The sequence below is a fragment of the Maritalea mediterranea genome, from assembly GCF_021568695.1.
Taxonomy (GTDB): domain Bacteria; phylum Pseudomonadota; class Alphaproteobacteria; order Rhizobiales; family Devosiaceae; genus Maritalea; species Maritalea mediterranea.
The window spans coordinates 47,217-60,134 of sequence record NZ_JAKGTI010000004.1 but is presented as its reverse complement, the minus strand read 5'-3'; the positions used below and the strand labels follow the sequence as shown (position 1 = coordinate 60,134).

Genomic DNA, 12,918 nt, shown 5'->3' with positions numbered 1-12,918 from the left:
GAGATTGGCATTTGAACACGCTCCGGTTAGTGCGATTGCGCTGGGGGCAATTCGGCCCTTTATGCAATGCAACTGATCTAACCTCATCACGTCTTCTTTCATTAGTTGGCAAACCCGCAGTTTAAAACGGTTTGCCGATATGGCCGTTTCGGCCGAAATCTCGTTTTCAGCACATGTTGCCGTTTCTATTGCCCCGCCTTGTCTTTCAAATGAAGAAGGTGACAAATTTTTGACCAGTTTCACGGTCAAAATAGAGGGCAAGAATCGAGGACATGTTTCCTGCTGATGTTTAGTGTTTAATCTTGAATGCTCTTTTTAGCAACAAATATGTTTCAACTCGCGATATTAATGTTGGACACAAAACGTTGAATTCAAGCAACGATTGGAAAGAAACTCGCCATTTTGCACAGCTTATGGCGTCAAAAACGGGCGCGAATCGCATATGAGGTATGGAGATGGCCCATGCTGTCGTGCCGTGACCCGCAAGGGACAAGGTATTTTTGTTATTAGCCTGGACCCGATGGACCCTGATGCATAAACGCATTTTAGTACACTTCTTGACGCTGATTTTGTTGCCTTTGTTGCTGATGGGGCCAGTGCAGGCGCAAGAAAATATTGAAATTTTGGACGCTCGTCTGGCCGTGGGGCCGGACAAGACACGGCTGGTGGTGGATCTGAGCGGCGCAGCGGGTTACGCGACATTCCCGATTGATCAACCAGACCGGTTGGTCGTTGAACTTGGCGTCGAAAAGCTGGCTGACGATGCACCGACTGAGCTTAAAACCGACGGGCTGGTGAAAGAGACCGCCATTGGCATGGTGGATGAGGGACGTGCACGGATCGTGATGTTTTTGACTAAGCCTGTGCAGGTGACCGACATTCAAATGCTGGAGGCTGTGGGCGAGCAACCGGCGCGGCTGGTGGTGGAAATCGCTGAAGGTGAACGCGCGATTTTTGATCAGGCTGTGGCGCAATCAAAAGCGTTGTTGACCGGGCAGGCGGGTGAGAGTGCGCCGCAAGAGGACGCTGAAACACCTGACGCACCTCAAGAGCCGGGAGCCCTGCCGAGCGCTGTGACGGTGCGGCCGCTTATCTTGCTGGATCCAGGTCATGGCGGGATTGATGGCGGCGCGCGGGCGGAAAACGGGTTAGAAGAAAAGCATGTGGTGCTGGAGTTTGCCAAACGTGTGCAAGAGGAATTGCTGGCGACAGGTAAATTCGACGTGGCGCTGACCCGGACCGGTGACGAGTTCTTGAGCTTGGAAGAGCGGGTGGAGCTTGCGCGGGAAAACAAAGCCAGCCTGATGATTTCACTGCATGCGGATAGCTTCGGCGACCCGAATGTGCGCGGCGCCAGCGTTTACACGCGCGATGAATCCGCCACAGATGTGTTGGACAAGGTTTTGGCGGAGGGAGAGAATAAGGTAGACCTGATCGCCGGGTTCGATGCGCCCGAGGAGTCTGATCAAGTTGTCAATATTCTCGTGGATCTGATGCGTCGCGAAACGCGACGGCAAAGCTTTATGGCGGCGCGTGATATCGTCAATGAGATTGAAGATGATTTGCCCATGCGGCCTTATCCGTTGCGCCGGGCAGACTTTTTTGTGCTGCAATCGCCAGAAGTGCCTTCCATTCTATTGGAACTGGGGTTTTTGTCGAACGGGCTGGACATGGAAAATCTTGCCAAGCCGGATTGGCAGAACAAGGCGGCCAAAGCACTCGCGCAAGGCATTGTTAAATATTTTGACGCGGCAGCACAAAACTGATTAAAGCCCAAGCGACCACAGTTTCGCCGTTGTTTCGAGCGATAGCGACAGGTGGACGGAAGGGCTGATTGGCCATACTGGCCAGAGAGATAATGAACTGGGTTTGATTAAATGCTGAGAATTTTGAGCTGGCTTTTTGCGTTCGGTTTCTTCACCGGGCTGGTTGCATTGGCTGGTGTAGGATACTTTCTTTGGACAATCTCGCAGGATTTGCCCGATTATACCGTGTTGAAGGACTATCAGCCGCCAGTGACCACACGGGTGCATGCGGCAGATGGCTCTTTGCTGGGCGAATATGCCCGTGAGCGTCGTCTTTTTCAGCCAATTGAGACCATCCCGCCCCTGGTGGTGAACGCATTTGTGGCGGTTGAGGACAAAGATTTCTATAGCCATGGTGGTCTTGCGTTTGACGGTATCGTGCGGGCTGCACGCGACAATATCCAGAAAAAGATCGATGGCACGGGCGGGCCGCTTGTGGGGGCCTCGACCATTACCCAGCAGGTGGCGCGGAACTTTTTGCTGACACTTGATCAAACCTGGGATCGCAAGATCAAAGAGATGTTGCTGGCCTTACGCATTGAGCAGACCTTCTCCAAAGACAAAATTATGGAGCTCTATCTCAACGAGATCTTTTTGGGGCTCAATTCATATGGCGTGTCAGCGGCGGCATTGAACTATTTCGACAAAGCCCTTTATGAGCTGACGATTGCCGAAGCAGCCTACATTGCGGCACTGCCCAAGGGGCCCGCCAATTACCATCCGATCCGCTATCCGCAAGCGGCCATTGAGCGGCGCAATTACGTGATTGGTCGTATGGAGGCGGAAGGCTATATCACCGCCGAGCAGGCCGAAGCAGCCAAACAGGAGCCGCTTAACGTGTTCCCGCGTTCGTCCGGTTCGCAGGTCTATTCAGCCGAATATTTTGCCGAGGAAGTGCGGCGGCGGCTCGCCAGCATTTATGGCGAAGATCAGCTTTATGGCGGTGGTCTTTCCGTGCGTACCACCATGGACCCCAAATTGCAGGCATATGCCCGCAAGGCGCTCATGGACGGCTTGGTGAATTTCGACCAGAAAAAGGGCTATCGTGGGCCGGTGGCCACCATCGAGATTGACGACGATTGGGGCGATGATCTGGCCGAAATTGATGCACTGCGCGATGTGCCGGAATGGCGTTTGGGCGTGGTGATTGAATTGGAGCAGAATTCGGCCGTGGTCGGCTTGCAGCCCGAACGTGACCTGCAGGGCAATGTGGTGGATACACGCGAAATCGGGCAATTGCCCGGGCCAGAGCAAAAATGGATCGCTAAACCACTTTCACAGGTGCTCAATATCGGCGATGTAATCTACGTCGAGCAAGTGCCGGATAAAGAAGGCGTTTATCAAATGCGTCAGCCGCCAGAGGTGCAGGGCGGTTTGGTGGCGATGGATCCGCGGACCGGTCGTGTGCTGGCCATGGTGGGTGGCTTCTCCTTTGCGGATAGTGAGTTTAACCGTGCCACGCAGGCTGAGCGTCAGCCCGGCTCATCTTTTAAACCTATTGTTTATGCGGCGGCGCTTGATAACGGATATACCCCGGCGTCGGTGGTGCTGGATGCGCCTCTTTCGATCAAGAATGCCGACGGGACAACTTATCAACCCGACAACTATTCGCGCGAATTTTATGGACCGCAGACATTGCGGCGTGGCATTGAACGGTCGCGAAACGTGATGACCGTGCGCTTGGCACAAGATATCGGGATGCCATTGGTTTCCGAATATTCGCGGCTATTTGGCATTCATGACAATCTGCCGCCTTATTTGGCGATGGCGCTGGGCGCGGGGGAAACCACTGTACTGCGCATGACAGCGGCTTATGCCACGATTGCCAATGGTGGCCGGAAGATCAATCCAACCTTGATTGACCGGGTGCAGGACCGCTACGGCAACACCGTTTTCAAGCATGATGAACGTATTTGCGACGGTTGCGAAGTCGAAGAGTGGAACAACCAAGCAGAGCCGCTGGTGATTGACAATCGCGACCAGATTCTTGACCCCATGACTGCCTATCAGATCACGTCGATGATGGAAGGCGTTGTGCAGCGCGGCACCGGCACGCGTATCCGTTCGCTGGGTCGACCGGTGGCGGGGAAGACCGGGACGACAGATGATTATAAGGATGCCTGGTTTGTTGGCTTTACGCCGGAAATGGCCGTTGGCGTTTATGTCGGGTACGACACACCGCGCAGCATGGGCCGCGATGCCACAGGCGGTGAGCTGGCGGCACCGATTTTCCGTGATTTCATGGCCGAAGCGCTAAAGGGCAAACCGCCGACCCCGTTCAACATTCCGGCTGGGATGTCACCTATCTGGATTGATCCTAAAACTGGCGTGAAAGTTGCCGGCGGCGGCGAGGGCGCGATTGTGGAAGCATTCAAACCCGGCACGGGCCCGAATCTGATCACATCTGTGATCGGTGTGGATTCTGATGTATTTGTCGATCTTGAAGGTGGATCGCAAAACTTTAACGAAGGGCGTGGCGGCCTGTTCTAACCTATTGAGCTTCTTGAGACTTGATGATGGCGGGCGGATCAGCTAGATCACAAGCCCAGATCAATGAGTGTGAGTGATTATGCGCGCAGAAATACAGACGGTTGTCGACGAGATTGAGCAAGCTATGGGCTTGCTGAGGAGGCATCTTTGACTGGGATAGTGCACAATCCCGGTTAGATGAGCTGAACCAAAAAGCAGAAGACCCTGACCTTTGGAATGACCCGGCCAAAGCACAAGAAGTGATGCGGGAGCGCCAATATCTTGAGGGGCAGATTAACGCCATTACGGATCTTCAATCGACCCTGACCGACAATATTGATTTGATCGAATTGGGCGAGATGGAAGACGATAATGAAGTTGTCGCCGAGGCCGAAAAAGCCCTCATTGAGATGAAAATCCGTACCGACCGCATGCAGGTTGAGACGCTCCTTTCGGGCGAAGCCGATTCCAATGATTGCTATTTGGAAGTGCATGCGGGGGCCGGGGGTACCGAGAGCCAGGACTGGGCCAACATGCTGCTACGCATGTATACGCGCTGGGCGGAACGTCAGGGCCACAAGGTTGAGGTCATGGAAGTGCATGACGGCGAAGAGGCCGGCATCAAATCAGCAACTATCCTAGTGAAGGGGCATAATGCCTATGGTTGGCTGAAAACAGAAAGCGGCGTGCACCGGCTGGTGCGAATTTCGCCTTTTGATAGCCAAGCCCGCCGCCACACAAGCTTCTCGTCAATCTGGGTTTACCCGGTGATTGATGATTCAATCGACATTGAGGTGTCGGAATCGGATGTGCGGATTGATACATATCGCGCCTCAGGTGCCGGGGGGCAGCATGTGAACACCACCGATAGTGCGGTGCGGATCACCCATATTGAAACGGGCATTGTGGTGCAGTGTCAGAATGACCGGTCGCAGCATAAGAACCGGGCCACGGCTTGGGATATGTTGCGTGCGCGACTTTATGAAGCCGAGTTGCAGCGTCGCGAAGAAGAGGCCAATGCGGAGACCGCGCAGAAGTCGGATATTGGCTGGGGGCACCAAATTCGGTCCTATGTGTTGCAGCCTTATCAAATGGTCAAGGATTTGCGCACCGGTATCGAAAGCACCGCGCCAAGTGATGTGCTTGATGGCAATCTCGACAAATTTATGGAAGCAGCGCTTGCGCAACGTGTCGGCAAGGCCGACGACGAAGACTAGTACCGATTAAAGGGTCGCCATTGGCGGCCCTTTCTTAAATCAGGCTTTTAAGCTTATTGCCGACATTTATATAACGTGCCGGATCTGTCGGCTTGTCGTTTTTACGCACCTCAAGATGTAAGTGAGGGCCCGTGCTGCGGCCTGTGCTGCCCACCAGCCCAATAATGGTGGTGCGGTCGACTTTTTGACCGCGTTTCACTTTGATTTTGGAGAGGTGCGCATATCGAGTGACCAACCCGTTTAAATGGGTGATCTCAACCGCGTTGCCATAGCCGCCCTTACGCCCGGCAAAGGTGACCTTGCCGACCCCCATTGCCGTGACTTTGGCGCCAGTGGGGGCACGGAAATCCAAACCTGAGTGAAAGGCAGACCTGCCTGTAAACGGGTCACGGCGATTGCCAAAACGCGAGCTCAAACCATATGAGACCGGCAGGGGCCGAAAGATCGGCACCGCTTGGATGTGTTGTTTGGCCTGTTCATATCTGGACAGGGCATCCAGCGCATAATTGGCGGCTTGCATCTGGTCGGCAAATTCATCGCCCATGGCTGGTGGCAGGAGTGGCCCTCCGAGGGCCGTGTCTTCAAAGCGGGGGTTCAAACCGACACGAGACAGTTCAGACACAATCTTGGTGGTCGACTTTTCAGCCTCGGTCCCCAACGCCGTTAGCGCAGAGATCGTGTCCTCCTGCATCATCTCCAAATCTTCGATGATGGCATGAATGTCTGCATTGTTGCTGCTGGAGGGGGCATATCCCAGTGCGCTTGTTTTGGTTGCATTCGGCCGGGTTGGCACGTCGATGCCCGCAGCCTTGGCTTTCTTCGCGATAGAGCGGACAAAATCATGCTGCTCGAGAATTTGTTGTTGTTGTGCCAACAAGTCCTGCAGTTGCAGGTTGATGTCACCGGCTTTGGCATATTGACGCGAATGCAACCGATCCAACTCGGCGCGCAGGGTGGCGATGCGCGTCTCGTAGGCAGAAATGGTCTGTGCGGTTTGCGCCTCGCGGGTGGCTGCCAGATCGGGGGAAAGGTAGAGCGTGATGGCAAAGGCTATATTGCCGGAAAACAATATGCCGATCAGGCCATACACCCACCATCGATCAAAATCTGACCGCGCCTTGTAGGGGGCGCCGCGGCCCGCCATTTGTTCTGAATAGGTACGCGTTACACTCACTATTTCGCCCATTCTATCTGCTCGAATCTCTTCAAGATTTACAATGGGCGATTATGGTTAACTATCCGATAATGGATGCGATTGGCTTGTAGAAGCTTGGCGTTAAGCCGGCAGCGGCGCGGGCTTTGTCGTTAAACGGCGGCTTGAGTGCGCCGCGGAAATGCTGGCGCACTAGGGCCTGAAATGTGGGAACGGGTTGCTTATGTTCCACATCACACTGATAGCGAAACCATTTGGCGCCAAAGGCCACGTGGCGCTTTTCATCGTTGTAAATCGTATGCAGGATTTTGGCCGTTGCGAGGTCTCCAACCGCCTCAGTGCGTTCGATCATGACGGGTGTGATATCCAGTCCGCGCGCTTCGAGCACCAGCGGGATGATCGCCAAACGCGCCAAAAGATCATGGGCGGTTTCCGCGCAACTTTGCCATAGGCCATCATGGGCCGGGTAGGCGCCATAAAAGGTGTCGAGCTCTTCCAGCCGGGTGGCCAAGAGGCGGAAATGCTTGGCTTCTTCCAACCCTACTTGCACCCAATTATCCAGAAAAGAGCGTGGCAGATTGTGGCCGCAGCCGCGGGCCACCAAATCCCAAGTGAGATCTACCGCGCCAAGTTCGATATGGGCGAGGGCATGAATATGCGCCTTGCGCCCTTCAACGGACCGCAAATTGCGCTTGGGCATTTGTCCCGGCGGCAGCAATTCCGGTTTTTCTGGCCGACCGGGCTTCTCGGGCAAGGATTGCTCGTCATAGCGCCCCTTGCCCATTTGCCGTTTGAGCCATTTGCGGGCGGTGTCCATGGCTAGATCAGTTTTCTTGACCAGGTCCGGCTCGTTCACCACGTCAATGGCGCATTCAAAAAGCTGTTTAGCCATTTTTCAGCTCAATCACCTTGTCCAGTACTTTTTGCGCGTGGCCTTTGGCCCGCACATTGCGCCAGATGTGTGCGATCTTGCCTTCTTCATCGATCAAAAAAGTGGTGCGCTTGATGCCCATAGAGGTTTTGCCATACATTTTTTTCTCGCCCCAGGCGCCATAGGATTCCATGGTTTGGTGCTCTTCATCGGACAAAAGGATCACCTTGAGGTCATGTTTGTCGCGGAATTTTGCATGCTTGGTGACCGGGTCGGCTGAGCAACCGACAAGCAGGGTATTGTGCTTTTCAAATTCAGGCAGGAGCGCTGTGAAATCAATGTTTTCCACGGTGCAGCCCGGCGTATCGTCTTTTGGGTAGAAAAACAGCACTATGTTTTTACCCTTATGGTCAGACAGGGTAAAATCTTGCGATTCGGTGACATTTGTGAAATTGGGGGCGGTATCGCCAATTTGAAGGTCAGCCATTAGACAATTCCTTTGAAAGGACAAAGTTACAATTTGGTCACAGATCAGCCCATTTTGACACTTAAGAGCAAAAACAGCTGAGGCAATCCATTGCCATTGAAGCCGTTATAATTCAACCCGCAGCATAAAAGCCATTGATGACAGAAAAGAAATTAAGCGCCAAACGACCCAGGGATCCGCGTCCATTACACAAGCGGAAGCGGGTGCATTTTTCCGGCGCATTTATCGGCTTGATGGCGGTGTTGGTCATTGTGCTGGCGTTGAATGTGGTGTCTTTCCCCGGCGTGCACGGCTTGGTGGCGCAAAAAATCGAAGAGCAATTGCCCGAAGGGTATGCAGCTGATTTTGAGCGGGCCGGTCTGACGCTGCGCGAGGGCTGGATTCCGGCCCTCAATTTGAGCCAACTCAAGGTTTGGCACGAGCAGTCCGGCGCGCAGTTTGTGGCGGAAGAGCTTGATTTGCGGTGGTTTTTGCCGGCGTGGATAGCCGGACGACCGGCGATCGAGGTGGATGTGCGGCAACCGCATGTGGAACTCGTGCAAGATTTTAATGGCGTCAATCTGGCCAATCTTGAATTTGACGAAGACAGTGGCGGCGACACACCCACCGTGCGGTTGCAGGTGGGATCGCAATCCGAATTGGACATCACCGTCGGCGATGAAGGTGTTCAGTTGCGCACCGGTGAGGAAGCACTCAAGATCAAATCGGACAATGCCTGGGCCATTGAGGCCGTGAATGGATTGGAAGGTTTGCTGGCCCTTTTTGCGGAAAACACGGCTGATGGGGCCTACCGCAAACTGACCGTTTCGGGAGGGCGGATTGATGTGTTGGACCGTATCTACCAGCTCTATCGCTCGCTGGAGGATGTGGAGTTAGAACTGTTGGCTTACGACAATGGTGTATCCATGTTTGCCCGGTTCACAGCAGCGGGCCGCCGCACATCAGGCAATTTTTTCTGGACCCTGGGCGAAGGGCAGGAACGGCGTATTACCGGTGGATTTGAAAATCTCGACCTCGCTTTGCTCATGCCCTTCATGGATGATCAGGATGGTGTTTTTGCGCTCAAGGGTGGGTCAAAGCTGGATTTTGACGTCAATTTTGACGCAAAAGGCGTCTATCTGGGGCAGTTTAATGTTGATGTTACCGGCACACGCGCGGCGATTGAAGGTGATTATTTCCCGGTACGGTCAGAGGTGGCGGAAATAGAATGGAAGCCCCGTGCGGGCCGATATTTCCTTTCGCCCACACAAATTGAGATCGGCCAGAGCCGGGCAGATATATCGGGTGAGTTTGCTCTGGGGTTGGACGAGCTTTACGGCCCCACCGTAGGCATTGGCATGCAATTGGCCAATGTTTATCTGCACCCCAACGACATGGAGGCGCCGGACAAAACGATTCCCAATATCGTGTTTAATGGCTGGTCAGCCCCCGTTTATGGCGCGATTGGCATCGATAAGGTAACGATTGATACGGGCGAATATAGTTTGCAGGCGGATGGACGCGTGGATGTGCTACAGGCGGGGATCGGGCTTGATCTCGCCATGGTTGCCCGCGGTATGGATGCGGATAGTTTGAAGCGGCTTTGGCCTTATTTTCTGGCTCGCGAAGCGCGGGAATGGTTTGTTGAAAATGTCACCGATGGTCGTCTCAATACGGCCAAAATGCGATTTGACTTCCCTGTCGGCACGATCGGCGAGCAGGGGGAAGATAAACCTATTCCCAAAGATGGACTGACCATTTTAGGCACGGCCCAGAGTGTTTCGCTGCTGCCGCTGCCTGGCTTTCCTGTGATCGATATTGGCGGCACCACCACCATTAAGGTGAAGGACCATTTCATTGAAATGGGCTTTGACAAAGGAATGGTGAGCGATGCAGCAGGGCAGGTGGAAATCACCAATGCGGCATATTTGAACCGGAACACATTCCCCAAAGACCAAGTGTTTGAAATCTCCGGCGATTTAAAGGGCGATGTGAGCACACTGATTGCCATTGCTTCACGCGAGCCGCTGAATTTGCTGGAAGATTTTGACCTGGAATATCAGCCCGAGGATTTGCAAGGTGCGGCGGACGTGAATGTGATCGCCACCATTTCTCAATTTGGTGATGGGAAACCAGAGGGGCTGGACTATACGCTGAATGGCAGCGTGGACGACTTTGCCAGCGCGGTGCCCATTGAGGGCCATGAGATTAAAGAAGGCGATCTGCAATTCACGGCCTCTCAAGCGGGCTATCAGGCCACTGGCCGCATGCGGGTGGATGATGTGTTGGCCGACCTGCGCATTGAAGCAGAAGATGATTCAGAGCCGGTAATTACAGCTTCAGCAACACTGACGGCAGCGGACCGAAAGAAACTTGGCTTTGACTTGTCGCAGTTCGTCACCGGGCCGATCCGTGTGGTTGGTCGCCCCGTAGGTGAAGACGTGCAGGTGGCGGTGGATCTGACAGAAGCGGCGCTGAAATTTTCTGAGTTGGGCGTATCCAAGAAAAAGGGCGTGAACGGGCAGCTGAATGCAGCGTTGCGTATTGGCGAGGAAAATGTCGATGTGCCGCAAATTGATCTGCGGTTTGGCAATGTGCGCATCGCCGGGGCGCTCAATTATAATTTCAAGGACGGGCTGACTGACGCCGAGATGTCGACATTTCGCCTTAATCCGGGTGACAAGGCACAGGTGAACTTGTCGCCGATCGAGGGTGGGTTTAAGGTGAAGTTGACGGGTGAACAGCTTGATCTGAAGCCCATGTTGCGGCGCTTTTTAGGGCTAGATCAAGGGACCTCTGCAGCGACGTCGAACGCCGAAGATCAGGTAATTGACATTGATATCGCACTTGATCGTGCGCTGGGCTTTTATAAAACGACAGCCTACAACACGAGGGGGCGCTTTGTGTTCCGCGGCGCGGACTTCCGCACGGTGAATTTGCAAAGCTCGTTTGGCAATGACAAATCGGTTTCCATCACCACTAACCCCGTGCAATCGGGGCGTTCGATGGTTGCAGCCTCAAATGATTTGGGCACTCTGCTGCGTTTTATCGGTATTTATCCGCGCTTGTTGAATGGCGTCGGCAGCCTAGTGTTGAACATCAATGACAAGACGCAAAGGGTGTCGGGCGGCTTTACATTGGCAGATTTTGCTATTGCTGATGAAGAAAAGGTGGCGCTCGTGTTGGGCAATCACCGAGACAGCCGCAAACTGATCGAGCGGCAAAATCAATTGCGTTTCCGTGAGGCGCAGATTGAGTTCACTGGGGGTGGTGGTGTTATTACCGTGACCAAGGGGGCTTTAGACGGCGGCACGATTGGCGGCACCTTGCGGGGCAATATCTATACTGCTGAGCGCCAATATGATTTGGTTGGCACCTATATTCCCTTGTTCGGCCTCAACAATATCTTCCAAAAGCTGCCACTTCTCGGGCGCATCTTGGGTGGCCGAGATGGCGAAGGTTTGATCGGGGTGACCTTCGCGGTGCGTGGACCGCTGGATGATCCGCAGTTCTCCATCAATCCGGCCTCGATTCTGGCGCCCGGTGTGTTCCGCCAGATTTTTGAATTCCGGGCACAAGGCGATCCGGAAGCGCGGCGGGCGTTAGAGCAGGTGGAAAACCAATAAAAAAGCCCGGCGCGATGCCGGGCTTTATTGTGTTTGTTCGATGTCAGCTACTCAGCCGGTTTCAGCAGGATATGCCGTTTTTTGCCCGCGGAAAGCTTGATGACCCCTTCGGGCAAAAGCTGACCTTCGCCGAGTGTAGCGCGTTCATCATCCACCTTTTCGTCATTCACTTTCAAGGCACCAGATTTGATCAGGCGGCGAGCTTCGCCATTTGAGCCAGCCAGACCTGCGGTCACGAAGGCATTGAGAATGCCCAGGCCTTCATTAAGGTCAGCCTTGGTGACTTCGACGGTCGGCAAAGTCAAGTCGATTGCGCCTTCTTCAAAGGTGCGGCGGGCGGTTTCTGCGGCTTCTTCTGCGGCCTCTTGACCATGGATCATGGCAGTTGCAGCCGTGGCCAATTGCTTTTTCGCCTCGTTCATTTCCGTGCCGTCCAGCCCGGCCCAGCGGTCGATCTCTTCTACCGGCAGGGTGGTGAACAATTTTGCGAACTTGGTGACGTCGGCGTCGCCTGTGTTGCGCCAGAACTGCCAGTAATCATAAACCGGGAGCATTTCCTTGCGCAGCCAGATGGCTCCATCGACCGACTTGCCCATTTTGGAGCCGTCGGATTTGGTGATCAGCGGCGTGGTGACGGCGAAACACTCGGCGCCATTCAGGCGGCGGGCCAGATCAACCCCAGAAATAATGTTGCCCCATTGGTCGGAGCCGCCCATTTGCAGGGTGCAGCCATAGCGCTTATTGAGCTCGGCAAAGTCATAGCCTTGCAAAATCATATAGTTGAACTCAAGGAAGCTCAGCGATTGTTCGCGATCCAAACGTTGCTTGACGCTTTCGCGGGTGAGCATCTGGTTGATGGAGATTTTGCTGCCGACCTCGCGCAGAAACTCAACATAATTGAGTTTCATCAGCCATTCGGCATTGTCCAGCATTTGCGCGTCGGTATCGCCATCGCCAAAGTGCAGCAAGCCATTGAAGATCTCACGAATATTGGCTTTATTATCCTCAATGATTTCGGGCGTCATCATTTGGCGCATCTCGTCCTTGCCGGACGGGTCGCCCACCATGGAGGTGCCGCCGCCCATCAAAACGAGCGGCTTGTTGCCGGTTTTCTGCAGCCAATAGAGCAGCATGATCTGCACAAGGTTGCCCACGTGCAGACTTTTTGCTGTGGCGTCAAAGCCAATATAACCTGTGACCGGCCCTTCACACAGTTTTTTGTCGAGGCCTTCTGCATCAGAAAGCTGATACAAAAAACCGCGCTCTTCTAGCGTGCGCAAAAAGTCGGATTTGTAGGTCATAAGCTTTTCC

General features: G+C 54.0%; 8 protein-coding genes. 4 read left to right on the top strand and 4 right to left on the bottom strand.

Annotated elements, in window-relative coordinates; genetic code table 11:
• Window positions 1-530: 530 nt before the first annotated feature.
• From L1I42_RS15200 to prfB, 3 genes are all read left to right on the top strand, one after another.
• On the top strand, window positions 531-1,766 hold the full coding sequence (locus L1I42_RS15200) for an N-acetylmuramoyl-L-alanine amidase (RefSeq protein WP_236115587.1): 1,236 nt from the start codon (window positions 531-533) through the stop codon (window positions 1,764-1,766).
• A 111-nt stretch (window positions 1,767-1,877) separates the two neighbouring features.
• Window positions 1,878-4,295, top strand: coding sequence for a penicillin-binding protein 1A (locus L1I42_RS15195; protein WP_236115585.1), 2,418 nt, complete (start codon window positions 1,878-1,880; stop codon window positions 4,293-4,295).
• 79 nt (window positions 4,296-4,374) lie between these two features.
• Window positions 4,375-5,491, top strand: a protein-coding gene (gene prfB / locus L1I42_RS15190; protein WP_236115584.1) for a peptide chain release factor 2 whose coding sequence is annotated in 2 segments (ribosomal slippage) — window positions 4,375-4,443 and window positions 4,445-5,491 — 1,116 coding nt in all. Because the reading frame shifts where the segments join, the coding sequence is not laid out codon by codon here.
• 34 nt (window positions 5,492-5,525) lie between these two features.
• Here the strand turns inward: prfB and L1I42_RS16405 are convergent.
• The 3 genes from L1I42_RS16405 to bcp form a co-directional block, all read right to left on the bottom strand.
• A complete protein-coding gene (locus L1I42_RS16405; RefSeq protein ID WP_236115582.1) occupies window positions 5,526-6,665 on the bottom strand; it encodes a peptidoglycan DD-metalloendopeptidase family protein in 1,140 nt (379 codons plus the stop codon).
• Window positions 6,666-6,726: 61 nt separating this feature from the next.
• Entirely contained in the window at window positions 6,727-7,536 is an 810-nt protein-coding gene (locus L1I42_RS15180) for a ferritin-like domain-containing protein (RefSeq protein ID WP_236115581.1), read from the bottom strand.
• A complete protein-coding gene (gene bcp, locus L1I42_RS15175; RefSeq protein ID WP_236115580.1) occupies window positions 7,529-8,002 on the bottom strand; it encodes a thioredoxin-dependent thiol peroxidase in 474 nt (157 codons plus the stop codon). Before bcp ends, L1I42_RS15180 begins: the two co-directional genes overlap by 8 nt.
• Window positions 8,003-8,139: 137 nt before the next feature.
• On the opposite strand from bcp, the gene L1I42_RS15170 reads away from it, so the two are divergent.
• On the top strand, window positions 8,140-11,607 hold the full coding sequence (locus L1I42_RS15170; protein ID WP_236115578.1) for an AsmA-like C-terminal domain-containing protein: 3,468 nt from the start codon (window positions 8,140-8,142) through the stop codon (window positions 11,605-11,607).
• 47 nt (window positions 11,608-11,654) lie between these two features.
• Here L1I42_RS15170 and tyrS read toward each other — a convergent pair whose 3' ends face one another.
• The gene (gene tyrS / locus L1I42_RS15165) at window positions 11,655-12,908 is read right to left on the bottom strand and encodes a tyrosine--tRNA ligase (RefSeq protein WP_236115577.1); all 1,254 of its coding nucleotides are present in this window, start codon (window positions 12,906-12,908) and stop codon (window positions 11,655-11,657) included.
• Window positions 12,909-12,918: the final 10 nt, after the last annotated feature.

Bases quoted from the DNA above. Each gene is read 5' to 3' on its own strand.
- L1I42_RS15200 (WP_236115587.1), top strand. From the start codon at position 531: ATGCATAAACGCATTTTAGTACACTTCTTGACGCTGATTTTGTTGCCT.
- L1I42_RS15195 (WP_236115585.1), top strand. From the start codon at position 1,878: ATGCTGAGAATTTTGAGCTGGCTTTTTGCGTTCGGTTTCTTCACCGGG.
- L1I42_RS15180 (WP_236115581.1), bottom strand. From the start codon at position 7,536: ATGGCTAAACAGCTTTTTGAATGCGCCATTGACGTGGTGAACGAGCCG.
- bcp (WP_236115580.1), bottom strand. From the start codon at position 8,002: ATGGCTGACCTTCAAATTGGCGATACCGCCCCCAATTTCACAAATGTC.
- L1I42_RS15170 (WP_236115578.1), top strand. From the start codon at position 8,140: ATGACAGAAAAGAAATTAAGCGCCAAACGACCCAGGGATCCGCGTCCA.
- tyrS (WP_236115577.1), bottom strand. From the start codon at position 12,908: ATGACCTACAAATCCGACTTTTTGCGCACGCTAGAAGAGCGCGGTTTT.